The organism is Candidatus Phytoplasma solani (assembly GCF_041729705.1).
GTDB classification, from domain to species: domain Bacteria; phylum Bacillota_I; class Bacilli_A; order Acholeplasmatales; family Acholeplasmataceae; genus Phytoplasma; species Phytoplasma solani.
Genome location: NZ_CP103788.1, coordinates 610,532 through 636,524 on the forward strand (window position 1 = coordinate 610,532; position 25,993 = coordinate 636,524).

Consider the following 25,993-nt stretch of genomic DNA (forward strand, 5'->3'; position numbering starts at 1 on the left):
TTGTTTTTTCTTTTTAATTTTCCTTAATTATTTCAAAAAAGAATTTTATTGAAAGTTAAAATAGCAAAAACTCTTTTTAAAGTCGATCAAATAAAATTATTTCTTTTGATCATCACAACGTCAAATTTTTTAAAATCTTAAAATATTTAAGAAAATGTCATTTTCAAAGGAGGCAATCAAATGTTTGCAATCATTAAAACCGGCGGAAAACAACTGCGTGTTTACGAAGGACAAGAAGTGTTTGTCGAAAAATTACCAGTTGAAGCACAACAAAATTATGAATTTCAAGAAGTTTTAGCTATCGGCGGAAAAAAAGTTATTTTAGGACAGCCTTTTGTTCCTAATGCCAAAGTTCAAGCTGAAGTTATCAAAAACGACCGTGCAAAAAAAATTATTGTTTTTAAATTCAAAAAACGTAAAAAATACCGTTCTAAACAAGGTCATAGACAAGCTTACACCAAACTTTTAATTACTAAAATAATTGTATAGTTTTTAACATGATTAGCTATTTTTTTCAAAAAAACGCAAATAATCATATTATTATTGCTGAAGTTTCCGGACATGCTTTATATGCTCCGAAAGGTTTTGATATTGTGTGCGCTTCTGTTTCAACCGCCATTATTGTTACCCTTAATGCTTTAGAAATGTTAGGATTTCAAAAAAATATCACCTATATTTTGAAAGATAACTTTTTTCATTTAGAAGTCCAAACTTTCAAAGAAAACAATATGTTTCTTTTGCTAAAAAATTTAAAGTACAGTTTAGATAATTTAAGCACTCAATATCCAAGTCATTTCAAAAAATTATCATCAATATCTCAAACCCCAAATAGAAAGGAGATTCAATAAAATGTTATTACAGTTAAAAATTCAGCTTTTTGCCTCCAAAAAAGGAGCAGGTTCCACTAGAAACGGTCGTGATTCTCACTCCAAAAGACTAGGTGCTAAACTATCTGATGGCCAATTTGCAAAAGCAGGCTCTATTATTTATCGTCAAAGAGGAACTAAAATTCATCCTGGCACTAATGTTGGCATTGGTGGAGATGACACTTTGTTTGCCAAAATTAGTGGCATCATTAAATACGAAAAAAAAAGAGGCAACCGTAAAAAAGTCTCTGTTTATCTTCAATAATTTTTTAACCTCAATTTTATGAAAGAAGGTGTTTAGTTTGCATTTTGTTGACGAAGCCTTTAATGAGGTTTTTGCCGGCAACGGCGGTCATGGTATTGTTGCTTTCAGGCGAGAAAAATATGTCGCTTTCGGCGGACCTGCTGGCGGCTCTGGTGGATATGGTGGATCTGTTATTTTTGTAGGAGAACAAGGAGAAACTACCTTATTAAAGCTCAAATACCAAAAACATCTCAAAGCTCTTCACGGCGCTAACGGCAAAAATAAAAATCAAAATGGCGCTAACGCTCCTCATTTATATATTAAAGTTCCTTTGGGAACTGTTTTTTATACTATTGAAGGTAAGTTTTTGGGAGAAATTTTGCACCACAAACAAACTTTAGTTATCGCCAAAGGTGGCAAAGGCGGGCGAGGCAATAAAGCGCTTTCCACTTTTAAAAATCAAGCGCCCAGTTATGCTGAAAAAGGTGATTTAGGACAACGTCTTAAAATCAAAATTCAACTTAAAGTTTTAGCTGATATTGGTTTATTAGGTTTTCCTAGTGTTGGCAAGTCCTCTTTAATTTCTTTCATTTCTAAAGCTCAACCAAAAATAGCTCCTTATCCTTTCACCACTTTACAACCGCATTTAGGAGTTGTTGGTGTTGATGATTTTCATTTTGTAGTAGCTGACTTACCTGGTTTAATTCCCAACGCTCACCTAGGAGAAGGGTTAGGAATTCAGTTTTTAAAACATATTGAAAGATGTCGTGTTTTAGTTCACATTATAAGCATGGAAAGTTCTGACCCCTATCATGATTTTATTACTTTGAACAAAGAATTAAAACAATTCAATCCCTCACTAACACAAAAAAAACAAATCATTGTAGCTAATAAGATTGATTTAAAAGATGCTAGTCAAAAATTAGCTGCTTTACAAACTAAGTTGCCCGATCAGCCCATCATACCCCTTTCTTTAGTTACTTTTCAAAATCTTGAAAAATTAAAATACGAAATGAGTTCTTTATTGCAAAAAACTCCTCTTACAACCGAAAAAAGCAATAATTTTAAAGTTTATAACTTGGACACCACTAAAAACACTTTTACCGTCACCAAAGAAGCCGAAAGACAATTTGTTATTACCGGCAACCAAGTCGAACTTTTTTTTCATCGCACCAACTTTAACAATGAAGAAGCTGTGAAAAGATTTGACCGCTTATTAAAAAAAATTGGTATCGAAGAAGCATTAAGACAACAAGGAGCCAAACCAGGCGATCAAGTTAAAATTTGTGATTATTTATTCGACTTTATTTAATTAAAAACTTATTATTAAGCAAATATTTTTTAACTTTCTTTTAAAGAAAGGATGAATCACATTGATGATCTTACATTACAACCCTAAGCGTCAAATTAAACAAAAACTTATTATTAACACTTATTATATTGTCTTAACGCTTTATCTTTGTTTCAAACTTTTTACTTGGTATAAATTTTATTTACAACAAAAAAAATCCTTAAAATAGTAGACTCTACAAACATAAAAATTCTATCCACTTTGCTTTTCTTTGATTCTAATGACATTTGCAAACATTTCTTTTTATTCTTAGTTTTTTATTTTACCCCTTTGTTTTGGCTCTTTTTCTTACAAAAAGAATCAACTGTCACTGTGGCAGTTAAAGATAAAAATTTTGAAATTCCAGAACAAATTTAAAGTTATTTTCTTTTTTTCGATATGTATTTGAGCGTTAAAAATGTCATCATTATTCTTTTAGTTGCCAAAAAATCCAGTTATATTTTTTAAAACTAGCGTTAAACTTGTTTTTTTAAACAAAAAAACATTGAAAACTAGCAAGACATCATAAAACATGAATCAAAAGACAAAAAATTAGTAATATTTATTATATCTCTTTTGGCAAAACGAGAAGAAAAATAACGTGGCGTCACTTGCTAAATAGTTAAAAAACGCCAATAAAAAAGGAGCAATACAACCATTCAAAATGTTTTATATGTCAATTACTTACACTAACAAAAATAAATAAAAGTTACATATAAAGCATTATAAAAAGTTTTATCGATCAAACAAACGACCACCTCCAAAAACAAAATCATCTTAAAACCAAAAAATAAATCCATAAAAAAATCAAGCTAAACTGTTTATTAGTTTAGCTTTTTTTCTAAATTACGAAAGACAAAAGGGGAAACAAAAATATTAAAAAACTAGAAACAAAAGTCCAAAAATACAAAACTGAGAATCAAAGATACACAAAATGAGTCAAAAAACGCACAAGATAAATCCAAGAAATCAAAATTAAGATTCAAAAACTAAAAGAAAAATAGTATAGCAATCACAGAAAAAAAAGAATAAAAAATTATTTTAAATAAATCTATCTAAAAAAAGGGAAACAAATTGTGTTAAACGTAATTAATAATCAAAAAAATTATCAAAGAGAGCCAAGAGAAAAAACTAAATTAAGTTTTAAAATGATCATCAAAAAAAAAAAAAACAGACAAAATGATTAAAAAACTCAGTACTACTCCGACGAAAAAACTATTAATATTATAGTTAAATATGATAAAGATACTGGCAAACAAGTTAAAATACATTGATTACCTACCATCCAGACGCCAATAAACTTGTTTAAAGACATTTATTACCACTTCGACGAAAAAAACTATTAAAAAAGTAAAAACATATCAGGAAACAAAGATCTTGTATTTCTTTTTTGGTTCTTTTTTTCTTTTTTTGTTGCGATTTATTTTTTCGTGTTAAAATATAAATGGTTTAATAAACACATATTTTAATTTTACAAATTTTTTTTGTGTGTTAGTGTTTTGACATACCGGTACTTCAGAAACTTTTTTTCTTTGGTTTTAAGTATTTTTGATTTTTTTATGACTCAAAATTACAATTTAGACAATTATTTACAATATTTAAATTTAAAACAACTGCCAACTAAATTACTTTCTTTTAAAATTTAATCTTTTAATTTTAAACTTTCAGATGAAAGTTTTTTATTTTATTTTTTCTTAAACAAATGATGTTATTTTGCAACGCAACTTAAATTTAGTTAATTTTTTAAAACTATCTTAAAACACCTTCGATATTACTTTGATAACTTAAAAACTTCTTTTTAACATTTTTTTGCTATTTTAAAGTTGACAAAAAACCTTTTTTAAGTTAAAATATTTTTAGGTTTAAAATTAAATTTTTAATTATTTAAGCTTGATTATTTTTTTATTTTTTAATTTTTAAGTTTTGAAACGATGTTTTTGCAATGCAAAAAACAAAAAAGATAAAAAAGAAAGGATGAAACAATGGCTGTTCCTTTTAGACGCACCGGTAAAACTGCCAAAAGAAAAAGACGTACCCATTATAAACTAAGTAATCCAGCTTTAGTTGTTTGTCAAGAAACAAAAAACTTCACTTTATCTCATCGAGTGACTAAAAATAGCGGTTATTACAAAGGGAAACTTCTTTTTGAAAACAATAAACTAGTTAAAAATAACAATTTAAATTAACATCACCAAAATAATTTTATTTTTTAATTAGTAATCATCAAAATAATATCAAGAAACAAAAAAACTTTATGAAGTGCTTTTGAATCTTATTTTTACTTATTTTTTTGATTAAAAAACTAAACACCAATGTCCGTTGTCTAGAAGATATTTGTTAAACACAAGTAGAAAATCTTAAACATCGTAATTGGATATATTTTAAAAAGGAGCATATTAGTGAACAAAAAAGAAAGAGAAATTATCAAAATACTTTTAAGAGCTTATGACCATCATTTAATTGATCAAGCTGCTAAAAAAATTATTGATATCGTTACCAAAACTGGAGCACAAATTGAAGGACCAATCCCGCTTCCAACTAAAAAAGAAGTTTTTACTGTGTTGCGTTCCCCTTTTGTAAATAAAGATTCTAGAGAACAATTTGAACGTCGCACTCACAAACGCTTAATTCAAATTATCAACCCCAATAATAAAACTATTGAATCTTTAATGCATATCAATTTACCACCTGCAATCGATATTTTATTAAAAAAATAAAATATCAAGCAGTTTTTATTAAAAACATTTATAAAATTTGTAAATTAATTATTGTAAGTAAAAAAAATAGAAAAGAGGAAGGAAATGGCTCAAGGAATCTTAGGCAAAAAAATAGGAATGACTCAAATTTTTAATAAACAAGGAGAATTAATTCCAGTAACAATAGTAGAAGTTTCTGCTAATGTTGTTTTACAGCAAAAAAATGTTGAACTTGATGGTTATGCAGCTACTCAAATAGGTTTTGATGATAAAAGAGAAAAAATCACAACCAAGCCAATGTTAGGACATTTTAAAAAAGCTGCAACAACTCCTAAGCGCTTCATTCAAGAAATTAAATTCAAAAAAGAAGCCATCTCTTTGTTATCCGATTTGGCAGTAGGTGATAAAATTACTAGCAATTTATTTCAAGTAGATGATTTTATTGATGTGACAGGAACTTCAAAAGGTAAAGGATTCCAAGGTTCGGTCAAAAGACATAATCAAAGTAGAGGCCCTGAAACTCACGGTTCTCGTTACCATCGTCGTCCTGGTTCTATGGGACCTATTAAAGGCAAGATTAAAGGCAAGAAATTACCAGGACAAATGGGGCATAAAACCGTTACTATCCAAAACTTAGTTATTGTCTCTATTGATCATGATAAAAGTTTGTTTTTAATCAAAGGCAACGTTCCAGGACCTAATAAAGGTTTTGTTATGATTAAATCTGCTGTTAAAAAATTAACTAAGGAGCAAATGCATGCCAAAATATAATATTATTGATCAAACAGGTAATTTAGTTTCCACTAAGGAATTAGAAAATCGTATTTTTGATATTAAACCTAATCAACAAGTCTTATATGATGTTGTTAATGCCCAAAGAGCTGCTATGAGACAAGGGACTCACGCCGCTAAAACACGTGCCAAAGTTTCTGGTGGAGGTAAAAAACCTTGGAAGCAAAAGGGGACTGGTAAAGCTCGTCATGGTTCTATTCGTTCACCTTTGTGGCGCGGAGGTGGTGTTGCTTTTGGACCCTCTCCACGTGATTATTCAGTTAAAGTCAACCAAAAAGTGCGTCATTTAGCCTTAAAATCAGCTTTATCTTTGCAAGCACAACAAAAACAATTAATTTTAGTTAATGATTTCAACCTAGAAACTCACAAAACTAAAGATTTTAAACAAATTTTACAATCATTAAAAATCACAACCACAACTTTAATTATAGTAACTAAGCTTACTGAAAAATTAACTTTAGCTACTCGCAATTTACCTTTTATCACCTTAGAGACAGCCGCTCACACTAGTGTTTATCAAATACTTAATTGTAAAAATCTAATCTTAACACTAGATACTGTCGCATATTTTGAGGAGGTTTTAAAATAAACTATGACTAAATATTACGAATTAATTAAAACTCCGATTATCACTGAGTTAACTAATAAATTAATCGAAAGACAAAATAAATATACTTTTAAAGTGTCTAAAAAAGCGAACAAAATTGAAATTAAAAAAGCTTTAGAACACATTTTCCAAGTAAAAGTTTTGTCGGTGAACACTAGCAACATTTTACCGCGTTTCAAAAGAAAAGGTAGATTTGAAGGCTACACTGCTAGTTACAAAAAAGCCGTTGTCAAAGTGGCTTCAGGACAAAAAATTGATATATTGGCAAACGATTAAAAAAACAAAGAAGGTAAAGGTATAAATAATGGCGATCAAAAAATATAAACCTACCACCAATGGACTGCGTAACATGAGTGTTTCTAATTTTGCAGAACTAACTACTCAAACACCTGAAAAAAGTTTATTAGTCCCTTTTCAAAATCAAGCTGGACGCAATAATCAAGGTAAAATAACCGTTAGGCATCGTGGTGGTGGTGTTAAAAGAAAATATCGTTTAATTGATTTTAAAAGAAACAAAGATAATATTGCAGGCAAGGTTACCACTATTGAATACGATCCAAATCGTAGCGCCAATATTGCTTTGATTTTTTACGCTGATGGCGAAAAAAGATACATTTTAGCCCCTAAAGGATTAACAATTGGAATGAAAATCATCTCTGGATCAGATTCTGATATCAAAGTAGGCAATTGCTTACCTTTGATCAATATTCCAGTAGGAACAACCATCCATAATATCGAATTAAAACCAGGCAAAGGCGGACAAATCGCCCGCAGTGCTGGTTCATCTGCACAAATCATCAGTCGTGAAGATAAATATGTCTTATTGCGTTTACAATCAAGTGAAGTTCGTAAAGTACTCGGCACTTGTCGTGCTACTATTGGTGAAATCGGTAATGAATTTTACAAACTGATTAATTATGGTAAAGCCGGGAAAAAACGTTTTTTAGGCATTCGACCAACAGTTAGAGGTTCTGCTATGAATCCAAATGATCACCCTCACGGCGGCGGAGAAGGTAAAGCGCCAATTGGACGTAAATCGCCAATGACTCCTTGGGGTAAAAAAGCTCGCGGTGTTAAAACTCGTGATCGCAAAAAAGCATCTAATGCTTTAATCATTAGACGTCGTACAAAATAATCGGGAGATACATATGCCACGTTCAATTAAAAAAGGTCCTATTGTCGCTAGTCATTTATTGGCGAAAATAGAAAAACAAAAACATTTAAAAAATAAAAAAGTGATTCAAACTTGGTCACGTAGTTCCACAATTACTCCTGTCTTTGTAGGTCACAAAATCGCTGTTTATAATGGACGCGAACATATTCCTGTCTACATTACAGAAAACATGGTCGGTCATAAATTAGGAGAGTTTTCTCCTACCCGCACTTATCGTGGACATAACAAAAAAGACAAAAAAATTCAAAAAAAATAAAATAATGGGAAGGAATGACTATGGAAACTAAAAACGCTAAAGCGATTGTTCGTAAAGTTTCAATCGCCCCTCGAAAATCCCGTTTAGTGATTGACTTAATTAGAGGAAAAAATATCGATCAAGCTCAAGCCATTTTAACTTTTACTCCTAAAGTAGCTGCTCCCGTTATTTTAAAACTTTTAAATAGTGCTGTTGCAAATGCTTTAAATAATTTAAAATTACAACGTGAACAACTTTTTGTCAAAGAAGTTTTTGTCAACGAAGGCATACGTTTAAAGCGTATGTTTCCGAGAGCTAAAGGGTCTGGTGATATGATTAAAAAAAGAACTAGTCACATCACTTTAGTAGTGGCTGCTAAAAACTTGCAAACATCAAAGGAGGCGAACAGTGGGTCAAAAAACTAATCCTAATGGTTTAAGATTAGGTATTATTAGAACTTGGGATTCTCAATGGTGTGTCAATGACAAAGAAATACCAGCTTTAATTAAAGAAGAATTTTTAATTCGCAAAATAATTAATCAATTTGGTAAAAAAAGCGCTATTAGTCAAATTGAAATACAGCGTTTAAAAGAAAAAACCAAAAATCGGATCACAATTTCAATTCATACCGCCAAACCAGGAATGATTATCGGTAAAGAGGGTGAAACTCGCAATAAAATAGTAGCGCAATTAAAAACATTAACTGGCAAAGACATTAACTTAAATATTATAGAAGTTAAAATCCCAGATAAAATAGCTTTATTAGTAGCACAAAATATTGCTGAACAATTAGAAAACCGAATGAAATTTCGTCGTGTTCAAAAAATGGCGATCCAAAGAGCCCTTAAATCTGGCGCTAAAGGGATTAAAATTTTAATTTCTGGTCGTCTTAATGGCAATGAAATAGCGCGTAGCGAAGGCAATGCTGAAGGTCGTGTTCCTTTGCACACTTTAAGAGCAGATATTGATTATGCTGCCTACGAAGCACACACCACTTATGGTGTTTTAGGGATCAAAGTCTGGATTTTTCACGGTGAAGTTTTATCCGGTCAAACCATCCTAGACACTCGTAAACCTTTTGTTTCGCAAAATAAATTTGCCAAACACCCTCGTCACTTTAAAGGAGGTAAATAATTATGTTGATGCCAAAACGCACTAAATATCGTCGTCCTCATCGTGTAAGTTTCGAAGGCAAAGCTAAGGGGAAAAACATCATTGTTAATGGCAATTATGGCTTAATTGCTAAAGAAGGAGCTTTTGTTACTAACAAACAAATCGAAGCTGCTCGTATTGCAATGACTCGTTATATGAAAAGAACCGGGAAAGTTTGGATCAATATTTTCCCTCATTTATCTTTAACTAAAAAACCTTTGGAAGTAAGAATGGGTTCTGGTAAAGGGTCGCCAGAAGAATGGGTAGCAGTTGTTAAAACTGGTAAAATTTTATTTGAAGTCAAAGATACTTCTAATTCTGGAAAAATAGAAGTAGAAGCTTTAAGATTGGCTTCTCATAAATTACCAATTAAAACCAAAATTATTAAAAAAGGTACTCAAGTATGAAAATAAAAGATGTTTTAAAAATGAACTCACAAGATTTAGAAAACAAAGTAGCAACTTTAAAACAGGAATTATTTGATTTGCGTTTTCAATTGGCTCTAGGAAAACTAACCAATACCGCTCAAATTCGTAAACTTAAAAAAAGCATTGCTCGCATGAAAACTATCTTAACACAACAAAACACTGATTTTATTAACTCAACTTTAATTGCCCTATCTTCCCAAAAACCCCAAAAAAATCATAAAACCAAAATTAAACTTAAAACTAATAATCAAGTTTTAGAGCCTTCAAAAGATATTCTTCCGTCAGTTGATGTTAAATCGGAAGACAAAAAAATCCAATCACCTGATGATACTAATACCGACAAAAACGAAGAAATCATCAAGGAGGAAAATTAATGAATCGTAATTTTAGAAAAATATTTTCAGGAATAGTAGTTTCTGATAAAATGCAAAAAACCATTACTGTTGTTGTTGATATTTACAAAAAAGATCCTTTATATGGTAAAAGAGTGAAGCAATCGAAAAAATTCCATGTTCACGATGAAGAACAAATTGCCAAAATTGGTGATTTAGTTAACTTTATGGAAACAAAACCCTTATCTAAAACTAAAAGATTTCGATTATTCAAAATTCTTACTCACACAAAGGAGAAGCTAAAATGATACAACGAGAAAGTAGGTTAGTTGTTGCTGACAATAGTGGCGCTAAAGAAGTTCTAGTTATTGGTATTTTAGGTGGAACTCGTCGTCGTTATGCCAACATTGGTGATATTGTAGTTGTAACTGTTAAATCTGGTTCAGGAACTGTTAAGAAACATGATGTTCTAAAAGGTGTTATTGTTCGTTCAAAAACAGGTTTAAGACGTAAAAACGGCTCTTATATAAAATTTGATGACAACGCCTTAGTACTTTTAAAAGAAGATTTAAATATTATTGGAACTCGTATTTTTGGTCCAGTAGTTCGTGAATTAAGCGAAAAGAAATTTCCAAAAATAGTTTCTTTAGCTCAATTAGTTTTATAAGGAGTTACCAAAGGATGCGTATCAAAGTAGGCGAAACTGTTGCTATTTTATCCGGAAAAGATCGTTTTTTCATCGATGAATCCGGACAAAAAAAAATTAAAACAGGCAAAGTTTTAAAAATTTTTACCAAAAAACAAAGAATTATTGTTGAAGGGGTTAATATTAAAACTAAACATCAACCACCTTCCAAAGATCAAGATCAAGGAAGCATAATTAAACAAGAAGCTTCCATTCACATTTCAAACGTCGCTTTAATTGACCCTTCAACTCAAAAACCAACTAAAATAGGTATCTGTTTTGAAGAGGGGAAAAAAGTGCGTTTTGCTAAAATTTCTGGCAATAAACTAGATGATCTAAATTAAGGAGAGTTTGATTAAATGAAAAAAGAAAACAATTTATACCAATTAGATCATAAAAAAATCACTACTACCCTAATGGAAACTTTCAATTATCAAACAGTAATGCAAGTTCCCAAAATAGATAAAGTAGTTGTTAATATGGGTGTAGGGGATGCTATTTTTAATGTTAAAGTTTTAGATGATGTTGTCGAAGAATTAAAGTTATTAACAGGTCAAAGTCCTGTCATCACTAAGGCTAAAAAAGCTATTTCTAATTTTAAATTACGCGAAGGAATGCCAATCGGGGCAAAAGTGACTTTAAGAGGAGCTCGTAAAGAAGCTTTTTTATATAAATTAACTCGCCTTGTTTTCCCTCGTGTAAGAGATTTTAGGGGTATTTCAGGAAAATCTTTTGATGGCAGAGGCAATTATGCTTTAGGGTTAAAAGAACAAATCGTTTTCCCCGAAATTAACATTGATAAAGTAAAAAAAATCCGTGGTATGGATATTATTATTGTCACTACCGCCAAAAACAACGTTCAAGCCAAAAAGCTATTAGAACTTTATGGTATGCCGTTTAAAAATTAAAGGAAGTATTGTTTATGGCTAAAAAATCCAAAATAGCAAAAGATATTAAGCAAAGAGCACTAGTTTTAAAATATGCTGCATTACGCTTAGAGCTTAAAAAAAAATCTGATTATGTCGGTTTATCTCAAATTCCTGTTAAAGCCTCACCTGTCCGTTTAAAAAATAGAGATTCTATCGATGGTAGACCACGCGGATATATTCGTAAATTTGGCATTTCTAGAATTAAATTTAGACAGTTAGCGCACGAAGGAAAATTGCCGGGCGTTAAAAAAACTAGTTGGTAAAAAGGAGACTAAAACATGGTTATGACTGATCCGATTGCAGATATGTTAACACGAATTCGTAATGCTAATCAAATGTCGCATTTAAAAGTGTTAATCCCTGCTTCAAAATTAAAATTAGAAATTTTATCAGTTTTAAAAACTGAAGGCTTTATTAAAGATTTTTATCTACCTCATTCATCTCGAGAAATAATTGTTAGTTTAAAATACGCTTCTAACAAAGAAAAAGTCATTAAAGGGTTAAAACGCGTTTCTAAACCAGGATTAAGAGTTTATGCAACCGCTGAACAAATGCCTAAAGTGCTAAATGGTTTGGGCGTTGCTTTAGTGTCTACTTCTAAAGGGATTTTAACTGACGCTCAAGCGCGTCTTTCTCGAGTTGGTGGCGAAGTTTTAGCTTATATTTGGTAAAAACTCAAAACAATTAAAGGAGACAATTATGTCACGTGTAGGAAATAAAGTAATTGAAATCTCCGATGCAGTTACAGTTGATATTCAAGACAGAAATTTTATTAAAGTTTCAGGCCCTAAAGGGCAATTAGCATATCAATTTAACTATCGATTAAAAATTACTAACGAAAATAAAGTTATTGCAATTGTTCGTCCCAATGATGAAATTTTTATGAAAAAGATTCATGGTACCACTAGAGCTTTGCTTGCTAATATGATTGAAGGAGTCAGTAAAGGTTTCCAAAAAACTTTAAAAATTGTCGGATTAGCTTACCGAGCTTCAATCAAAGACCAACAAATTATTTTATCTTTAGGTTTTTCTCACCCTGTCAACGTTTCAATTCCTGATAACTTAGAAGTAACAGTTAATCAAAATACAGAAATTGTTATTAAAGGAATCGATAAACAGTTAGTCGGAGAATTTGCTGCTAAAATAGTTAAATTACGTAAACCTGAACCTTATAAAGGCAAAGGTATTCGCTATGTGGGTCAATATTTTCGACAAAAAGCTGGTAAAAGTGCTAAAAAAAAATAGAAAGGACTAAAAATAAGTCATGATAACTAAACAATCTTCAAATGTTTTACGCAAAAAACGTCATTTGCGTCTCAGAAAAATCGTTAAAGGCACAAATTCACGTCCACGTTTAAATATTTTTAGATCTAATAAATTTATTTATGTCCAATTAATTGATGATAATGCTAAAAATACTTTATGCAGTGTTCACAGTAAAGAAACTAATATTTTAGGTTCAAACATCAAAGCTGCTCAAGCAGTTGGTGCTTTAATCACTCAAAAAGCTTTAGCTCAAGGAATTACTCACATCGTCTTTGATAGCTCTGGTTATTTGTACCACGGTAAAATAAAAGCTTTAGCTGAAGCTTGTCGTCAATCAGGCTTACAGTTTTAAGGGAGAAAAACGAGATGAAACCAATAAAAAAAGAATTTATAAAAAAAGTATCTCCTTTCGAGGAAAAAGTCGTTAAAATTAATCGCATCACTAAAGTAGTTAAAGGCGGACGTCGTTTTCGTTTTTCTGCGTTAGTAGTAGTCGGAGATAAAAAAGGGCAAATTGGTTTTTCAACCGCCAAAGCCCAAGATATTTTAGAAGCGATTAAAAAAGCTTTAGAAAAAGCTAAAAAAAAGTTAGTTCGTATCCCTTTGGTAGGAACCACTATTCCTCACGAAACTATTGGTCGTTTTGGAGCTTCTAAGTTTTTTTTAAAACCTGCTTCTAAAGGTACTGGTATCGTTGCTGGAGGAACAGCTGCAAGAACTATTTTAGAATTAGTGGGTATTAGTGATGTCTTGACTAAAACATTTGGTTCTCGTACCTCAATTAACATAATAAGAGCTGTGATGGATGGATTACAAAGTTTAAGAACAAAAGAAGAAGTAGCCAAATTAAGAGGTCTTACTTTGGAAAAAAATGAACAATGAAACTAAAAATTACTTTAACTAAAAGTTTGATTGCTTGTCGCAGTAATCAAATTAAAACCGCTCATTCTTTAGGTTTGAAAAAAATCAATAGTCAAGTAATCAAAGATGACAATCCAGCCATCCATGGAATGATTAAAACTATCAATCATCTTATTACGGTTCAAAAAGTTTTTGATACAAAGGAGGAAGCATAATGTTACACACCATCAAACCCGTTCTTAATGCTCGCAAAACGACTAAACGTTTAGGTCGTGGTCCTGGTAGTGGTACTGGTAAGACTTCTGGTAAAGGACATAAAGGTCAATTAGCTCGCTCAGGAAAAACTCTTCGCCCTGGTTTTGAAGGAGGGCAAATCCCTTTTTTTCAAAGAATTCCTAAAAGAGGATTTCATAACTTTTCACAAAAAAAATATGCTATTATTAACTTAAAAACTTTGCAAAATTTCTTAGAAGATAGTATTATTACTCCTCAGTTGTTATTAGAACAAAAAATTATTAAAAATAAATTAGCTGGTATTAAAGTGTTGGCTCAAGGGACTTTAACTAAAAGATTAGTCATCAAAGCTTCTAAATTTTCTCGTCAAGCGGAAGCTTGTATTTTAGCAGTTGGTGGAAAAATAGAGGTTATTTAAGATGAAAAGCAAAATAAAATTAATTTTAGGCAATCCAAAATTGATTTTTCAAATCTTATTTACTTTTTTTATTATTTTTCTTTTTAAGTTAGGTTCTGCTTTGCCTTTGCCTTTTATTCCTAAAGAATTTAAACTTTTAAAAATTTTAGGATTGATAGATGCTGCCCCATCAAAACTTTTTGGTTTAGGCATTTATCCTTATATTACAGCTTCTATTGTAGTTCAATTTTTACAAAAACTTTTACCTATTTGCCGTGAGTGGAAAGAACAAGGCCAAATCGGTAAACGTAAACTTAACCTTTTAACTAGGGCTTTAGCTTTATTATTTGTTTTTGGACAAACTTTTGGAATGATTCAAAAAACAAGTGATTCATTGGCAGTTTGCTTTTTGATCCCTTTAATTGCCGCTGCTGGATGTGCTATTTTAATTTGGTTTGCTGATTTAATCAACTCTCAAGGGATTGGTAATGGAACTTCTATTTTAATTATGGCCTCAATGAGTAATAATTTAATTGACTCTTTAAAAGAAATAAAACAAAATTATTACGACAATTTATTTACCAACAATTTTGACCCAAAATTGCTAACACAATTTATTTTAATTATCTTAGTATTGCTTTTATTTTTAATTGTAACTGTGATTGTCCAAATTACTTCTTTAAAAATACCAGTACAATACGCTCGCAATCAAAGTCCATCAAAAAGTAATAGTTATATCCCTTTTAAAATTAACACTGCTGGAGTAATGCCTGTAATTTTGGCAAATGCCTTGATGCAACCTTTCAAAATGTTAATCCCAATAATTAAAAATAATCAAGGTTTTGAGAATTTTGTCAATTATTTAACTAATATTGACATCGTTAATTTTGCTTTGAGCTTGCATATTTTATTAATTATTGTTTTTTCTTTTTTCTCTACTTTTATGAATGTTAATCCTGAAGATATTTCCGAGCATTTATCCAAACAAGATGCCTATATTGTTGGTTTTAGACCAGGAGAACAAACAACGAAATACTTATCTTCTCTTTTGTTCAAAATCACCGTTATAGGGGCTGTTTTTTTAGTTACACTCGTCACTATGCCTTACTTGATGAATAAAGTTTTTCATTTAAAACATATGAAATTAGGAGGAACTAGTTTACTAATTATCGTTAGTGTTGCAATTGAAACTATTCAACGAATTATGACTACCGCTAACCAAAAAGAATATGCAAAATTATTTTAATTCAGTAGACAAAAAAACTATGATATTAATATTATTAGGACCTCCAGGAATTGGTAAAGGCACTCAAGCGGCGTTTTTATCAGACCTTTTAAAAATGCATCATGTTGCAACAGGTGATATTTTTCGCAAAAATTTTAAAGAAAAAACCCAATTAGGTAAAGAAAGTAAAAAATTTATTGCTCAAGGGAAGTTAGTTCCTGATTCTATCACTAATCAAATGGTTGCCGATTATTTATCTACAACATCGATTTCGTCGAATTTTTTATTAGATGGTTTTCCGAGAAACATTTTACAAGCTTGTTTTTTAGAAGAATTTTTTGCCAAATCAAATTTAACTTTAACTAAAGTTTTTTATTTTAACGCCGGCACACAAGATTTGATGAATCGAATTGTTGGTCGCAGAATTTGTCCAAATTGTGGCAAAGTCTATCATCTTGACAACAACCCTTCAAAAATACCAGAAATTTGTGATAAAGACGGACAAAAATTAATCCAAAGGCAAGACGATAAACCTGACACTTTTTTAAAACGTTTAAAAGTCTTTAAAGAAGAAACTTTACCTTTAGTACAATATTATCGTCAAAAAAATAAACTTTTTGAAGTTGATGGCATGCAAAATATCAGTCAAGTTACTAATTTGATTCTAAAGGTGTTAGAAACGGAGCAAAAATGATTTCTATTAAAACCCCTCACGAAATCAATTTGATGAAACACGCTGGATTAATTTTACAAAAAACCCACAAAATGCTTGCAACTTTTATTGTTCCAGGGACTACAACTCAAAAACTTGATTCCTTGGCAAAAGCTTTTTATCTAAAACATAATGTCACTTCTGCTTTTAAAAATTACCATGGTTTTCCGAAACATATTTGTACTTCTGTCAACGAAGTCGTTGTGCATGGCATCCCAACTACAAAAACAATTTTAAAACTAGGCGATATTATTACAATAGATTTAGGAATCTATTATAAAGGTTATTATGCCGATTGCGCTTGCACCTATTTTGTAGGCGATAAAACTCTTACTCCTCCACTGATTACTTTGACACAAACCGCTTTAATGCAAGGACTTACCCAAATTAAACCAGGCAATCATTTTTCTGATATTTCTTATGCTATTCAAACTTTTGCCAATCAACATAATTTAGGAATTGTCAAAGATTTTACTGGACACGGGATTGGTACATCTTTACACGAAGAACCTTATATTCCAAATTTCGGTCAACCGCATCAAGGAGCTATCTTCAAAGAAGGTATGACTTTTTGTGTTGAACCGATGCTAACGTTAGGAAGCCCGGAAATAGAAATTTTAGTCGACAATTGGACTGTTGTAACTACCGATAAAAGCCTAAGTGCTCACTTTGAACATACAGTAGTAGTAACTAATTCAAGTTATGAAATTTTAGCCTAATATCGGAAATTAAATTAAGGAATTAAAGGAATTATTTAAATGTCCAAAATAAATATTATCGAAACGGAAGCTATTATTGTTGAAGTATTGCCAAATACTAAATTTAAAGTAGAACTTCCAAATAAAAAAACGATTACCGCTTATGTTTCTGGTAAAATACGCATCAACAATATACGTATTTTACCTGGTGATAAAGTAAAAATTGAATTATCACCATATGATCCAACTAGCGCACGTATTACATATCGTTTTAAATAAGGAGAAAAATGATGAAAGTTAAAGCATCAGTAAAAAAACGCAGTGAAGATGATATCATTGTTCGTCGCAAAGGGCGAGTTTATGTTATTAATAAAAAAAATCGCAGACACAATCAAAGACAAGGATAAAAGGAGAATTTTATGGCTCGAATTGCAGGGATAGACATTCCTAGTGATAAAAGAATAGTCATTGCTTTAACTTATATTTATGGCTTAGGCAAAAAACTATCTCAAAAAATTTTAACTGAATTAAATATCAATCAAGATATTAGAACTAAAAATTTAACAGAACAGCAATTATCTTCTTTGAGAAGTGAAATCACTAAATACACTGTTGAAGGTGATCTTAGACGTGAAGTTACACTTAATGTTAAACGTTTGATGGAAATTGGTGCTTATAGAGGCTTGCGTCATCGTAAAGGTTTACCTGTTAGAGGTCAAAAAACCAGAAATAATGCTCATACTATCAAACAAAAACCTAAAGTGATTGCTGGAAAGAAAAAATAACAAAGGAGAAAGACATTGACGAGAAAAAAAACTATTAAACGCAAAGTTAAAAAAAATGTTCCTTTGGGAATAGCTCATATTCATGCTACTTTTAGTAACACTATTATTACTATTACAGATGTTTATGGTAATGCTATCGCTTGGAGTAGCGCTGGCGCCTTAGGTTTTAAAAATAGTCGTAAATCAACTCCTTTTGCAGCTCAATTAGCAGCCGAAGCAGTAGCTAAATCCGCAATGGAACACGGAATGGTTAAAATTGAAGCTTTCGTTGCAGGTCCTGGACCAGGTAGAGAAGCAGCTATTCGTTCTTTGCAAGCAGTAGGATTAGAAATTACTGCCATCAAAGACGTAACCGCAGTTCCACACAATGGTTGTCGCCCCCCAAAACCTCCGAGAGGATAAGAAAAAAGGAGTAATTATGAAAAATCTTAAATTTATTAAACCTTTTTTTGTTGAAGAACTAGATGAAAACCTTACTTCTGGCAAATTTATAATTCAACCTTTAGAAAGAGGTTATGGCATCACCATTGGAAACGCTTTAAGAAGGATTTTATTATCTTCTTTACCTGGAGCTGCTATTGTTAATGTCAAAATTGAAGGGGTAGAACAAGAATTTACTACCATTCCTGGTGTTTATGAAGATGTTATGACTATCATTTTGAACTTAAAAAAAATTGTTTTTAAAGTCGATGATGAATCAGATGATTTTGAAGAACAATTAGAAATTAATCTAACCGGTCCAAAAAAAGTTACCGCTGCTTGTTTTGAATTACCTGCTGGCGTTACAATCATTAACCCCAAACATCACATTGCTACTATTTCAGATAACATTAACTTTCATATGACAGTTACTATTAAGAAAGGGATTGGTTATGTGGGCGCTAAAGACAATAAAATTCATAGCGAAAATCAAATTGGTGTTATCGCAATTGATTCTTTGTTCACCCCAGTTTTAGATGTAGCTTATCAAGTTGAAAAAAAATTAGGAAACAAAGATGAGTTAACTATTCAAATCACTACCAATGGAGCTGCAGTTGCCAAAGAAGCCCTAGTCACTGCTGCTAAAATTTTAGTAGAACATTTCAATGTGATAGTTGAGTTAAGTCAAAAGGTAGCTAATATTGAGTTTATTCCCGAAACTAAAGAAGAAGCTCATAATTACGTTCTTGACTTAGAAATTGAACAATTAGACTTATCAGTTAGACTTTTTAATAGCCTTAAAAGGGCTGGCATTAACACAGTTGCTGCTTTAGTTAAACTTAGTGAAAAAGAAGTGGTGAAACTAAAAAGTTTAGGTCGTAAATCTTTCCAAGAATTAAAAGATAAATTTGTTGAATACGGTTTAGAATTTAATGATTATCTAAAAGAAGCTCTCCACCACAGCACCGAAGAGGACAAATAATAAAATTAGAAAGGATAGTTGCTTGTTATGTCTTTTAGCAAATTAGGACGCAATAAATCACAAAGAAGAGCTTTATTAAGAACTTTAATGACTGATTTAATTATCCAAGAACAAATTATTACAACAGAACCAAAAGCCAAGGAATTACAAAAATTAGCTAATAAAATGGTTACTTTGGCTAAAAAAGGAACCTTGCACACTAGACGTCAAGCCTCAAGACATCTTTTCGATGAAAAAATCAATGAAGAGACAACTGTTTTACAAAAGTTATTTCAAAAAATAGCTTCCCAATACGTCAATTGTCAAGGCGGATACACTAGAGTTATTAAAACCGTTCCACGTCGTGGCGATGCAGCCCCGATGGCAATTATTGCTTTTATTTAATAATCAAATAAGCTTCTTTTATTTATTGAAGAAGTTTTTTTTGTTATATAGAGTACTAAAAAGGCCTAAACGAAACTTATTACAATATCAACAAAACTAATTAGACAATCATAATGAAAAAAGACTATCTTAAAAGGGTAGTCTTTTGTTTATTTGGATAAGTTATTTCAAAGACCTAAAAACTAATAATTTTAAAAATAAAAAAATATCATAAAAAAAACAAGTAAAAACCTTATTAAATGGAGTTTTGGTAAGCGTTAAACTTGTTTTTTTTTTTGATGTATAATTATAATTAATAGTGGTTTTATTTTTAGTAACGACTACTACTAAAATACAAGAAAGGAATTTTTATTTATTGATTATAATTATCTGAGGTATTATAAAAAAATGATAAAATCGCCAAAAGATTATTAGTTAATTAGAACCAACGCAAGATTCAAAAATTTTCTAATAAAAAAGCGATTAATGAAGCTAATACGGATAGATTAATTGCGTTTCAACAATGGGATTTGCGTTTCCATTGTATGTATTACAATCAGCCCCCGTCCAAACGTAGCGAGCAAGTTTCCAAGCACTACGCTTTCCATCATTCATTCCTGTTAGGGAACTAGTTTCGGGTCGCCCCTAGCTAGTTGTTTATTCAATCGTTCTTAGTTTTGTTTATCTGTTTTTAGTTTTGTTTATCTGTTTTTAGTTTTGTTGTGTTTACGTATGTCCTGCATTTGTTGGTTTGTTCTTTTCCTGTGGCATGTTCTACATAAAACAATTGTCTTCTTGTCTTTCATGGCTCTGCCTTTAGTGTTGCGGAGTGTTTTTGTGTGGTGTAATTCGAGTTCTGATGTTTGTCCGCAAATTGTGCACTGTTCGGCAGCTAACCTATCGGTTAGATTAGTTCTACCTTGGTATATCATTGGGTTTGGTTTTTGGTCTACATTTTCTGTATTCCATTTACGCATTTTCTTGATGTTTTCCCAAGTGAATTTAGGCCATAATTCCCAATGGTTCTTTCCTTTGTTGTCTTTATATTCGATGCCCCATTGGGATTTTATTTTGTGTTTCTTTCGAACTCTGGCAATCGAGGTTTTATCCTTTCTTGCCAGTGTTTTCAAACAACTGTATTCTGCGATGTATGCAAGGTGTCCTAGTGTTGCTATGTTGTTGCCGTAGCAGAAATAGTGTAGAATTCCATTGAGTATTGTTTTGTAGGTTTTGATTATTTCTAATTTATCTCTGCTGGCGAGTGATTCGTCATGTTTGATTTTTCCTCTTTTTGTCCAACTGTACTCTTGTCCGTATTCTTTGATTATTTGTCTCGGAACTTGGATTTTGGTGCACCCGTTGAATGAGTTCTTTGTTGTTTTATTACCCTTAGTACTATTGGTTGGGTTTACTTTTACCATGTATGATAAGAATTTTGTTCCTTTGTTGGCTTTCACAATTTTTGACTTATCTTTACTTATTTTCAAGTTTAAGTCTTGTGTTAGCCATTTGATCACTTGTTCCATGATGTGTTGGGCTTTGTTGTAATTTCCTCCAACTCCTATGATGAAATCATCTGCGTATCGTGTGTATTCAACTCTAGTGTTTGGGTTGATATTTATTTGTGAATTTACATTAGAGTTTTTGTGTTGTCCTAGTCGGCGTAATCTTTCATATTCAGGATTCCATTTCTTTTTAGGTGTTCCAATTTTTACCAGTTCTTCTATTTTTGTATCAATGTAATGTGCGTATATATTTGATAATAGAGGTGAAATGATGCCACCTTGTGGTGAGCCTGATAGTGTATTAAACTTGATACAGTTTTTCATTATCCCAGCTTTTAACCAATTATTGATTGTGGTTAGAACTTTGTTTTTTGTGATGTATTGGGTTAACATTTTGTGTAGGATGTTGTGATCGATGGTATCAAAGTACCCTTCAATGTCGATTTTTATTATGTAGTCGATGCCTTGAAATTTGGCTTTGACTGCTTTTATTGCATCATGACATGATTTATTAGTCCTGAATCCAAAACTTAGAGGTGAGAATATTTCCTCGAAGTATGGCGTTAGGAGTTGTTCGAGTGATTTTTGGATAATTCTATCCTTTATGGTAGGTATACCCAAAGGTCTAGTTTTACCGTTGCTTTTTGGGATGACAACTCTTCTAACTAGGGTTGCATGGTATTTGCCGTTGACGTATTCATGGTGTATTTTATCTATTGTTTTTAATGTCATTCCATTTATGGTTTGACCGTCAACGCCACTTGTACCTGCTCCTTTGTTGTTGGCAATCGCATTGAATGCCTCTAAGGTGTTTTCGATGTTGTTCATTCCCCATTGTAATGTATCTTTGAGTTTTAAGTTGTTTTTTGAACAATATTGAATTATATTCAATGTTCGAGAGAGCTTAGATTTGTAATCAATTGTTGACACGTATATCAACTCCTTTCTCGATTACATTGAATAAACAATAAATGACTAACTACTTTCGCCTTGTAAAGGTCGTTAACCTTCGCCACGGCAGGTCAGTGCATGATGATATTCCAATCATCACTTTGAATTTCCTGCGACTACTATATAGCTTCTTTATCCTTGAGCAGTAGGGCTTTTATTTCCTACTTTGTTAAATTAATGACTGCTTTTAGGATTATCCAAGTTGCTTCTAAATATCTACCTTGTCCTTTAGGTGAAGTATGCCAACACTTAGCCGTGCAGTTTCATACGTTGCCGTAGTATTTCTGAGGGGTTGGCGAGATTCCAAGTTTTCTGTTAATTAGATAAACTAACCAAGACTTCAAACATATCTTGTTAGACTTTGGACTCACGGGGATTCTTTCAGTAGTTTTACCCGTTAGGTTTATTAATTACATCTGCTTTGTCTTCTTAGGCCATTTCAGGCTTTTCCATGGGACAATTTGGTTGCGCTTTCTTCTTGGGTTCACACTACTATCTGACCCTCAATCGCGCTTTTACATTCTGCTGTAATCCGTTATTCTTTCGTTTAACGAACCGAACGTATCCATTCAGTGTTTATCGGCACTGGCTATTGGTTAGATAACACGATATTTAGGCCTCTTTGGCGCCCTTTAAAATAGTAAATCGTTGTTACAAAGAAGCAACCAAAATCACAAAAACCAATCAAAAATTAAATATTATACCAAAACAAAAAACTATTAATAAAGAAAAAATCAATAAATTAGTTTAAAGTTAATGATCTTATCAAAATAAAAAAAAGACTATTTTTATCAAAATTAGGATTCTTTGGGTGGTTCTGTTTTGGGTTTGCAGACAAAACGATAGTCTTAAAGAATTTTTCAAAATTACAAAGCCTCTAAAGTTTAAAAACACCTCAAAGAATCGAAATAGTAACAAAAGAAATGTCTTTTAATTGTATTTTTTTATTAAAAAATTTAAAAAAGGTTAAAAAATTAAGAATGGTTATAGACGAAAAAATATTAGAAGAAGAAATTATTAAGCAATTAAGCAAGAAGAATGGTTATTCATATATTAAAATCAATAATCAAGAGGAATTAGAACAAAATTTTAGAACCCAAATAGAAAATTTCAATAAAGATGCATTAAATAATAAAAAAATAACAGATAAACAATTTAAACAATTAATGTATGAATTAGAAAGAAAAAATGATGTTTTTCATTGTGCTCAACGTTTAAGAGATTCTATTGATATTCAAAATGCTGATGAAAAAAATTATATTAATTTAAGATTGTTTGATACCAAAAAATGGTGTTCTAATTATTTTCAAGTCACTAATCAAGTAACAGAATCAATAGATCATCACAATAGTTTTAGATATGATATTATTATTTTAATTAATGGTTTGCCACTAGTTATGATGGAATTAAAAAAACCAGGAGAAGATTATAGAAAAGCTTTTAAACAAATTAAAAGAAATTATAAATCAGAAGGTCTAAAAAGTTTATTTAATTATCTTCAACTTTTTGTTATTTCTAACAAAAATACAACTAAATATTTTGTTAATAATAAAGCCGATGATTTATCTGAAGAATTAATTTTTAGTTGGACTAAAGAAAATAATGAAATTATTAATTCTTTAGATCAATTTGTAGATTCTTTTTTAAACAAATGTCATTTAGGCAAAATGATTGCTCGTTTTATTGTTTTAAATGAAACTGAAGAAAAATTAATTGTTTTAAAACCTTATCAAGTTCATGCAGCCGAAAAACTTACGAAATTAGTTGAAGAAACTAATAATAATGGTTATGTTTGGCATGCTACAGGGTCAGGAAAAACACTTACTTCTTTTAAATTAAGTCAAATTTTAGAAGAAAATTTAGAAGAAAAATATATATTTTTTTTAGTTGACCGCAAAGATTTAGATGAACAAACCATTCAAGAATTTAATAAATTTAATGCCGATATAGTAGAAGATATTGAAAATACCAAAAAATTAAGAGAAACTATTCAAAAAGGATGTAATTCTTTAATTGTTACCACTATTCAAAAATTAAATATTCTTTGTCAACAAAAAGATGCTGTTTTGAATAAATTAAAAAATATGAAAATTATTTTTATTATTGATGAATGTCATCGTTCACAAGCTGGTGAAATGAGACAAAAAATTACATCATCTTTTCCTCGAGCACAATTTTTAGGGTTCACAGGAACACCTATTTTAAAGCAAGAAAATGCTAATTTAAAAACTACTGATGATTTATTTGAGAAATGTCGTCATAAATATTTATTAATTAACGCCATTAAAGATCATAATGTTGTTCCGTGGGAAATCTTTTATCTTAAAAACAATGATAAAATTACATCTAATCATGAACTAATTGTCACAGATATTTTAGAAAAACATTATGAAAATACTAATAAGGCTAAATTTAACGCTTTAATGACTGTAAGTAAAATAGAAGATTTAATGTCTTATTATAAATTGTTTAAAAACAAAAAACCTCCTTTTAAAATAGCTGCTATTTTTCATGAACTTGAACTTCAAGATTTGGATAAAACAGATAATTTAAATTTCACAACCAAACAAAAACAAATAAAAAATCATAAAAATGAAAAAAATTTAGCAGAAATTATCAACGATTATAATCAAACTTTTGGCACTAAAGTTAACAGTCGAACTTATGCTAGTCATCTTGCTAAAAAATTCAAAAAGAAAGAAATTGATCTTTTAATTGTTGTAAACATGTTTTTAGTTGGTTTTGATTCTCCTCGCACCAATACTTTATATGTCGATAGACAACTAGAAAAACATTTTTTAATTCAAGCTTTTTCTCGTGTTAATCGTGTATGTCCATCTCCTAGTAAAGATAGAGGCAAAATAGTTTGTTACCAAACGACTAAAAAAAATGTCGATGAAGCTATTGAATTATTTGCTATCCAACAAAAGAGTCAACTTAAAGACATAATACAAAGTGAACAAGAATTTAATGTTGATATTGAAACCAAATTGAAACAAAGAATACAACAATTATTACAAATAACTCCAAATCCTATGGCTACCGAACAATTAGATGATTGCGAACAACAAAAAAAATTTTTAAAAGCTTTTAAAGAATTACAAAACTTTAAAGAATTCATCGAAACCCAAAAGCCTGAATTTGATTGGAATGATTTTAATAAACATTTGCCTTTAGAACAATTTAAAGCATTTAAACAAAAATATGAAGATATGCGTATCGAAGTTCAAAAAAATTGTATTCAACCTACTAAAAAATCTAAATATAAAAGACAATTATCAGAATGGCAAAAGCAAGCTGAATTACAGCCAGGCATATATTCAGGTCAAGAATTAAAAGCCAAAACCAAACATCTTAGTCATTTATTTATTAGTAATGAAATTGAAAATCAAGCTATTCATATTGTCGATCGTAATCATCCAGAAAAAAAAATTTTAAAATCTTTCAAGATTAATAATCAAAATAGCGAATTCAAATCTGTTTCGGTGCAAAATAATAATTTATATCAAAATAACGATCCTAAAGCTACTTTAAGTTTTCAAGATGATGATTGGATTGAAATAAATGGTTATTGGAGTTCTCAAACACCACCACTAAACGAAAAAACTAAGGACGATACCAATTTCGAACAAACATCATATTCAGATGATGATTTTACATCGGAAATTATTGATTTTAATTTTTTAAAAAGATTAAAAAGATTAAAAGATCAAAACGAAATGTCTGAAAAAGAAATAATAAAATATATTCAAGATTTGAACGTACCAGAAGAAAAAAAGCAAATGTTGCATAAATATTTTCAAAACAATAATATTAATGCCACATGGAATGAATTTGTTGAAGAGCAATTAGAACAAGAGAAAAAAGATTTTTGTCATGTATTTACTTTAGAACCAGAATTTGTTACTTTTATCGATGAATTAATTAAAGATTATAAATATTATGGTTACATTAAACATACAAAAATTCGTAATTATTTAGACAATAATTCTTCTTTTTTTGATGCATATACAAGAGGAAAAAAGGAAGAAATATGGGAATTAAATGGTCAAATGATAGAAAAAATAATAAATTTTATTAAAAACTTTATTCAAAAAGAAAAAATAATGATAATAAAAGGATAA

Annotated in this window: 35 protein-coding genes and 3 pseudogenes; 37 read left to right on the forward strand and 1 reads right to left on the reverse strand. The window is 30.6% G+C overall.

Features of this window, described 5'->3' with window-relative positions:
* Nucleotides 1-180 precede the first annotated feature (180 nt).
* From rplU to rplQ, 36 genes and pseudogenes are all read left to right on the forward strand, one after another.
* Complete coding sequence (gene rplU, locus psc1_RS02960; RefSeq protein WP_023161254.1) at nt 181-489, forward strand: 50S ribosomal protein L21; 309 nt, start codon at nt 181-183, stop codon at nt 487-489.
* An 8-nt stretch (nt 490-497) separates the two neighbouring features.
* On the forward strand, nt 498-848 hold the full coding sequence (locus tag psc1_RS02965) for a ribosomal-processing cysteine protease Prp (protein ID WP_023161255.1): 351 nt from the start codon (nt 498-500) through the stop codon (nt 846-848).
* A gap of 1 nt (nt 849) precedes the next feature.
* A complete protein-coding gene (rpmA, locus tag psc1_RS02970) occupies nt 850-1,131 on the forward strand; it encodes a 50S ribosomal protein L27 (protein WP_023161256.1) in 282 nt (93 codons plus the stop codon).
* Nucleotides 1,132-1,159: 28 nt separating this feature from the next.
* Entirely contained in the window at nt 1,160-2,422 is a 1,263-nt protein-coding gene (obgE, locus tag psc1_RS02975) for a GTPase ObgE (protein WP_122225431.1), read from the forward strand.
* A gap of 1,220 nt (nt 2,423-3,642) precedes the next feature.
* Nucleotides 3,643-3,714: pseudogene (locus tag psc1_RS02980) on the forward strand (DUF2963 domain-containing protein); the annotation flags it as partial.
* Between the two features lie 708 nt (nt 3,715-4,422).
* Nucleotides 4,423-4,626, forward strand: a complete 204-nt coding sequence (rpmF, locus tag psc1_RS02985) for a 50S ribosomal protein L32 (RefSeq protein ID WP_023161258.1) — start codon at nt 4,423-4,425, stop codon at nt 4,624-4,626.
* Nucleotides 4,627-4,839: 213 nt separating this feature from the next.
* The gene (rpsJ, locus tag psc1_RS02990) at nt 4,840-5,157 is read left to right on the forward strand and encodes a 30S ribosomal protein S10 (protein WP_023161259.1); all 318 of its coding nucleotides are present in this window, start codon (nt 4,840-4,842) and stop codon (nt 5,155-5,157) included.
* 84 nt (nt 5,158-5,241) lie between these two features.
* Nucleotides 5,242-5,907, forward strand: coding sequence for a 50S ribosomal protein L3 (rplC, locus tag psc1_RS02995; RefSeq protein WP_023161260.1), 666 nt, complete (start codon nt 5,242-5,244; stop codon nt 5,905-5,907).
* A complete protein-coding gene (gene rplD, locus psc1_RS03000) occupies nt 5,894-6,517 on the forward strand; it encodes a 50S ribosomal protein L4 (protein ID WP_122225429.1) in 624 nt (207 codons plus the stop codon). Before rplC ends, rplD begins: the two co-directional genes overlap by 14 nt.
* Nucleotides 6,518-6,520: 3 nt before the next feature.
* On the forward strand, nt 6,521-6,811 hold the full coding sequence (gene rplW / locus psc1_RS03005; protein WP_023161262.1) for a 50S ribosomal protein L23: 291 nt from the start codon (nt 6,521-6,523) through the stop codon (nt 6,809-6,811).
* A 28-nt stretch (nt 6,812-6,839) separates the two neighbouring features.
* The gene (gene rplB / locus psc1_RS03010) at nt 6,840-7,670 is read left to right on the forward strand and encodes a 50S ribosomal protein L2 (RefSeq protein WP_122225428.1); all 831 of its coding nucleotides are present in this window, start codon (nt 6,840-6,842) and stop codon (nt 7,668-7,670) included.
* A gap of 13 nt (nt 7,671-7,683) precedes the next feature.
* On the forward strand, nt 7,684-7,965 hold the full coding sequence (gene rpsS / locus psc1_RS03015; protein WP_023161264.1) for a 30S ribosomal protein S19: 282 nt from the start codon (nt 7,684-7,686) through the stop codon (nt 7,963-7,965).
* A gap of 20 nt (nt 7,966-7,985) precedes the next feature.
* Nucleotides 7,986-8,369, forward strand: a complete 384-nt coding sequence (gene rplV / locus psc1_RS03020; RefSeq protein ID WP_023161265.1) for a 50S ribosomal protein L22 — start codon at nt 7,986-7,988, stop codon at nt 8,367-8,369.
* Nucleotides 8,353-9,103 (forward strand): annotated as a pseudogene (gene rpsC / locus psc1_RS03025) (30S ribosomal protein S3). The gene rplV and the pseudogene rpsC overlap by 17 nt, the downstream one beginning before the upstream one ends.
* The gene (gene rplP, locus psc1_RS03030) at nt 9,081-9,503 is read left to right on the forward strand and encodes a 50S ribosomal protein L16 (protein ID WP_023161267.1); all 423 of its coding nucleotides are present in this window, start codon (nt 9,081-9,083) and stop codon (nt 9,501-9,503) included. The pseudogene rpsC and the gene rplP overlap by 23 nt, the downstream one beginning before the upstream one ends.
* A pseudogene (gene rpmC, locus psc1_RS03035) lies at nt 9,500-9,679 on the forward strand (50S ribosomal protein L29); the annotation flags it as partial. The gene rplP and the pseudogene rpmC, both read left to right, overlap by 4 nt.
* Before the next feature lie 218 nt (nt 9,680-9,897).
* Nucleotides 9,898-10,164, forward strand: coding sequence for a 30S ribosomal protein S17 (gene rpsQ, locus psc1_RS03040; protein WP_023161269.1), 267 nt, complete (start codon nt 9,898-9,900; stop codon nt 10,162-10,164).
* Complete coding sequence (gene rplN / locus psc1_RS03045; protein ID WP_023161270.1) at nt 10,161-10,523, forward strand: 50S ribosomal protein L14; 363 nt, start codon at nt 10,161-10,163, stop codon at nt 10,521-10,523. The genes rpsQ and rplN overlap by 4 nt, the downstream gene beginning before the upstream one ends.
* Nucleotides 10,524-10,537: 14 nt before the next feature.
* Complete coding sequence (gene rplX, locus psc1_RS03050) at nt 10,538-10,885, forward strand: 50S ribosomal protein L24 (protein WP_023161271.1); 348 nt, start codon at nt 10,538-10,540, stop codon at nt 10,883-10,885.
* A gap of 15 nt (nt 10,886-10,900) precedes the next feature.
* Nucleotides 10,901-11,449, forward strand: coding sequence for a 50S ribosomal protein L5 (gene rplE, locus psc1_RS03055; RefSeq protein WP_023161272.1), 549 nt, complete (start codon nt 10,901-10,903; stop codon nt 11,447-11,449).
* A 14-nt stretch (nt 11,450-11,463) separates the two neighbouring features.
* Nucleotides 11,464-11,733, forward strand: coding sequence for a 30S ribosomal protein S14 (gene rpsN, locus psc1_RS03060; RefSeq protein ID WP_023161273.1), 270 nt, complete (start codon nt 11,464-11,466; stop codon nt 11,731-11,733).
* A 15-nt stretch (nt 11,734-11,748) separates the two neighbouring features.
* Nucleotides 11,749-12,141 carry a 30S ribosomal protein S8 gene (gene rpsH, locus psc1_RS03065; protein WP_023161274.1) on the forward strand — a complete coding sequence of 131 codons (393 nt, stop codon included), beginning with the start codon at nt 11,749-11,751 and terminating at the stop codon, nt 12,139-12,141.
* Between the two features lie 28 nt (nt 12,142-12,169).
* On the forward strand, nt 12,170-12,715 hold the full coding sequence (gene rplF / locus psc1_RS03070; RefSeq protein ID WP_023161275.1) for a 50S ribosomal protein L6: 546 nt from the start codon (nt 12,170-12,172) through the stop codon (nt 12,713-12,715).
* A gap of 19 nt (nt 12,716-12,734) precedes the next feature.
* Nucleotides 12,735-13,088 (forward strand): 50S ribosomal protein L18, encoded by a 354-nt coding sequence (rplR, locus tag psc1_RS03075; protein ID WP_023161276.1) that lies wholly within the window; start codon nt 12,735-12,737, stop codon nt 13,086-13,088.
* 14 nt (nt 13,089-13,102) lie between these two features.
* Entirely contained in the window at nt 13,103-13,618 is a 516-nt protein-coding gene (rpsE, locus tag psc1_RS03080) for a 30S ribosomal protein S5 (RefSeq protein WP_023161277.1), read from the forward strand.
* Nucleotides 13,615-13,812: a 50S ribosomal protein L30 gene (gene rpmD, locus psc1_RS03085; protein WP_023161278.1), complete on the forward strand. Its 198-nt coding sequence runs from the start codon at nt 13,615-13,617 to the stop codon at nt 13,810-13,812. The genes rpsE and rpmD overlap by 4 nt, the downstream gene beginning before the upstream one ends.
* On the forward strand, nt 13,812-14,249 hold the full coding sequence (rplO, locus tag psc1_RS03090) for a 50S ribosomal protein L15 (RefSeq protein ID WP_023161279.1): 438 nt from the start codon (nt 13,812-13,814) through the stop codon (nt 14,247-14,249). The genes rpmD and rplO overlap by 1 nt, the downstream gene beginning before the upstream one ends.
* Before the next feature lies 1 nt (nt 14,250).
* Nucleotides 14,251-15,474, forward strand: coding sequence for a preprotein translocase subunit SecY (gene secY / locus psc1_RS03095; RefSeq protein ID WP_023161280.1), 1,224 nt, complete (start codon nt 14,251-14,253; stop codon nt 15,472-15,474).
* A 19-nt stretch (nt 15,475-15,493) separates the two neighbouring features.
* Nucleotides 15,494-16,147 (forward strand): adenylate kinase, encoded by a 654-nt coding sequence (locus tag psc1_RS03100; protein WP_023161281.1) that lies wholly within the window; start codon nt 15,494-15,496, stop codon nt 16,145-16,147.
* Nucleotides 16,144-16,884: a type I methionyl aminopeptidase gene (gene map / locus psc1_RS03105; protein ID WP_023161282.1), complete on the forward strand. Its 741-nt coding sequence runs from the start codon at nt 16,144-16,146 to the stop codon at nt 16,882-16,884. Before psc1_RS03100 ends, map begins: the two co-directional genes overlap by 4 nt.
* Before the next feature lie 39 nt (nt 16,885-16,923).
* A complete protein-coding gene (infA, locus tag psc1_RS03110) occupies nt 16,924-17,142 on the forward strand; it encodes a translation initiation factor IF-1 (RefSeq protein ID WP_023161283.1) in 219 nt (72 codons plus the stop codon).
* An 11-nt stretch (nt 17,143-17,153) separates the two neighbouring features.
* The gene (rpmJ, locus tag psc1_RS03115) at nt 17,154-17,270 is read left to right on the forward strand and encodes a 50S ribosomal protein L36 (protein WP_012359035.1); all 117 of its coding nucleotides are present in this window, start codon (nt 17,154-17,156) and stop codon (nt 17,268-17,270) included.
* Nucleotides 17,271-17,282: 12 nt separating this feature from the next.
* A complete protein-coding gene (gene rpsM, locus psc1_RS03120) occupies nt 17,283-17,648 on the forward strand; it encodes a 30S ribosomal protein S13 (RefSeq protein WP_023161284.1) in 366 nt (121 codons plus the stop codon).
* 15 nt (nt 17,649-17,663) lie between these two features.
* Nucleotides 17,664-18,050 (forward strand): 30S ribosomal protein S11, encoded by a 387-nt coding sequence (gene rpsK / locus psc1_RS03125; RefSeq protein ID WP_023161285.1) that lies wholly within the window; start codon nt 17,664-17,666, stop codon nt 18,048-18,050.
* Between the two features lie 16 nt (nt 18,051-18,066).
* Nucleotides 18,067-19,050, forward strand: a complete 984-nt coding sequence (locus tag psc1_RS03130; RefSeq protein ID WP_023161286.1) for a DNA-directed RNA polymerase subunit alpha — start codon at nt 18,067-18,069, stop codon at nt 19,048-19,050.
* A gap of 27 nt (nt 19,051-19,077) precedes the next feature.
* Nucleotides 19,078-19,434, forward strand: a complete 357-nt coding sequence (gene rplQ, locus psc1_RS03135) for a 50S ribosomal protein L17 (RefSeq protein WP_023161287.1) — start codon at nt 19,078-19,080, stop codon at nt 19,432-19,434.
* A gap of 680 nt (nt 19,435-20,114) precedes the next feature.
* Here rplQ and psc1_RS03140 read toward each other — a convergent pair.
* Nucleotides 20,115-21,848 (reverse strand): reverse transcriptase domain-containing protein, encoded by a 1,734-nt coding sequence (locus psc1_RS03140; protein ID WP_373375566.1) that lies wholly within the window; start codon nt 21,846-21,848, stop codon nt 20,115-20,117.
* Nucleotides 21,849-22,849: 1,001 nt separating this feature from the next.
* Here psc1_RS03140 and psc1_RS03145 point away from each other — a divergent pair.
* Nucleotides 22,850-25,993 (forward strand): type I restriction endonuclease subunit R, encoded by a 3,144-nt coding sequence (locus psc1_RS03145; protein ID WP_373375567.1) that lies wholly within the window; start codon nt 22,850-22,852, stop codon nt 25,991-25,993.

Bases quoted from the DNA above. Each gene is read 5' to 3' on its own strand.
- rplU (WP_023161254.1), top strand. From the start codon at position 181: ATGTTTGCAATCATTAAAACCGGCGGAAAACAACTGCGTGTTTACGAA.
- psc1_RS02965 (WP_023161255.1), top strand. From the start codon at position 498: ATGATTAGCTATTTTTTTCAAAAAAACGCAAATAATCATATTATTATT.
- rpmA (WP_023161256.1), top strand. From the start codon at position 850: ATGTTATTACAGTTAAAAATTCAGCTTTTTGCCTCCAAAAAAGGAGCA.
- rpmF (WP_023161258.1), top strand. From the start codon at position 4,423: ATGGCTGTTCCTTTTAGACGCACCGGTAAAACTGCCAAAAGAAAAAGA.
- rplC (WP_023161260.1), top strand. From the start codon at position 5,242: ATGGCTCAAGGAATCTTAGGCAAAAAAATAGGAATGACTCAAATTTTT.
- rplD (WP_122225429.1), top strand. From the start codon at position 5,894: ATGCCAAAATATAATATTATTGATCAAACAGGTAATTTAGTTTCCACT.
- rplW (WP_023161262.1), top strand. From the start codon at position 6,521: ATGACTAAATATTACGAATTAATTAAAACTCCGATTATCACTGAGTTA.
- rplB (WP_122225428.1), top strand. From the start codon at position 6,840: ATGGCGATCAAAAAATATAAACCTACCACCAATGGACTGCGTAACATG.
- rpsS (WP_023161264.1), top strand. From the start codon at position 7,684: ATGCCACGTTCAATTAAAAAAGGTCCTATTGTCGCTAGTCATTTATTG.
- rplV (WP_023161265.1), top strand. From the start codon at position 7,986: ATGGAAACTAAAAACGCTAAAGCGATTGTTCGTAAAGTTTCAATCGCC.
- rplP (WP_023161267.1), top strand. From the start codon at position 9,081: ATGTTGATGCCAAAACGCACTAAATATCGTCGTCCTCATCGTGTAAGT.
- rpsQ (WP_023161269.1), top strand. From the start codon at position 9,898: ATGAATCGTAATTTTAGAAAAATATTTTCAGGAATAGTAGTTTCTGAT.
- rplN (WP_023161270.1), top strand. From the start codon at position 10,161: ATGATACAACGAGAAAGTAGGTTAGTTGTTGCTGACAATAGTGGCGCT.
- rplX (WP_023161271.1), top strand. From the start codon at position 10,538: ATGCGTATCAAAGTAGGCGAAACTGTTGCTATTTTATCCGGAAAAGAT.
- rplE (WP_023161272.1), top strand. From the start codon at position 10,901: ATGAAAAAAGAAAACAATTTATACCAATTAGATCATAAAAAAATCACT.
- rpsN (WP_023161273.1), top strand. From the start codon at position 11,464: ATGGCTAAAAAATCCAAAATAGCAAAAGATATTAAGCAAAGAGCACTA.
- rpsH (WP_023161274.1), top strand. From the start codon at position 11,749: ATGGTTATGACTGATCCGATTGCAGATATGTTAACACGAATTCGTAAT.
- rplF (WP_023161275.1), top strand. From the start codon at position 12,170: ATGTCACGTGTAGGAAATAAAGTAATTGAAATCTCCGATGCAGTTACA.
- rplR (WP_023161276.1), top strand. From the start codon at position 12,735: ATGATAACTAAACAATCTTCAAATGTTTTACGCAAAAAACGTCATTTG.
- rpsE (WP_023161277.1), top strand. From the start codon at position 13,103: ATGAAACCAATAAAAAAAGAATTTATAAAAAAAGTATCTCCTTTCGAG.
- rpmD (WP_023161278.1), top strand. From the start codon at position 13,615: ATGAAACTAAAAATTACTTTAACTAAAAGTTTGATTGCTTGTCGCAGT.
- rplO (WP_023161279.1), top strand. From the start codon at position 13,812: ATGTTACACACCATCAAACCCGTTCTTAATGCTCGCAAAACGACTAAA.
- secY (WP_023161280.1), top strand. From the start codon at position 14,251: ATGAAAAGCAAAATAAAATTAATTTTAGGCAATCCAAAATTGATTTTT.
- psc1_RS03100 (WP_023161281.1), top strand. From the start codon at position 15,494: ATGATATTAATATTATTAGGACCTCCAGGAATTGGTAAAGGCACTCAA.
- map (WP_023161282.1), top strand. From the start codon at position 16,144: ATGATTTCTATTAAAACCCCTCACGAAATCAATTTGATGAAACACGCT.
- infA (WP_023161283.1), top strand. From the start codon at position 16,924: ATGTCCAAAATAAATATTATCGAAACGGAAGCTATTATTGTTGAAGTA.
- rpmJ (WP_012359035.1), top strand. From the start codon at position 17,154: ATGAAAGTTAAAGCATCAGTAAAAAAACGCAGTGAAGATGATATCATT.
- rpsM (WP_023161284.1), top strand. From the start codon at position 17,283: ATGGCTCGAATTGCAGGGATAGACATTCCTAGTGATAAAAGAATAGTC.
- psc1_RS03130 (WP_023161286.1), top strand. From the start codon at position 18,067: ATGAAAAATCTTAAATTTATTAAACCTTTTTTTGTTGAAGAACTAGAT.
- rplQ (WP_023161287.1), top strand. From the start codon at position 19,078: ATGTCTTTTAGCAAATTAGGACGCAATAAATCACAAAGAAGAGCTTTA.
- psc1_RS03145 (WP_373375567.1), top strand. From the start codon at position 22,850: ATGGTTATAGACGAAAAAATATTAGAAGAAGAAATTATTAAGCAATTA.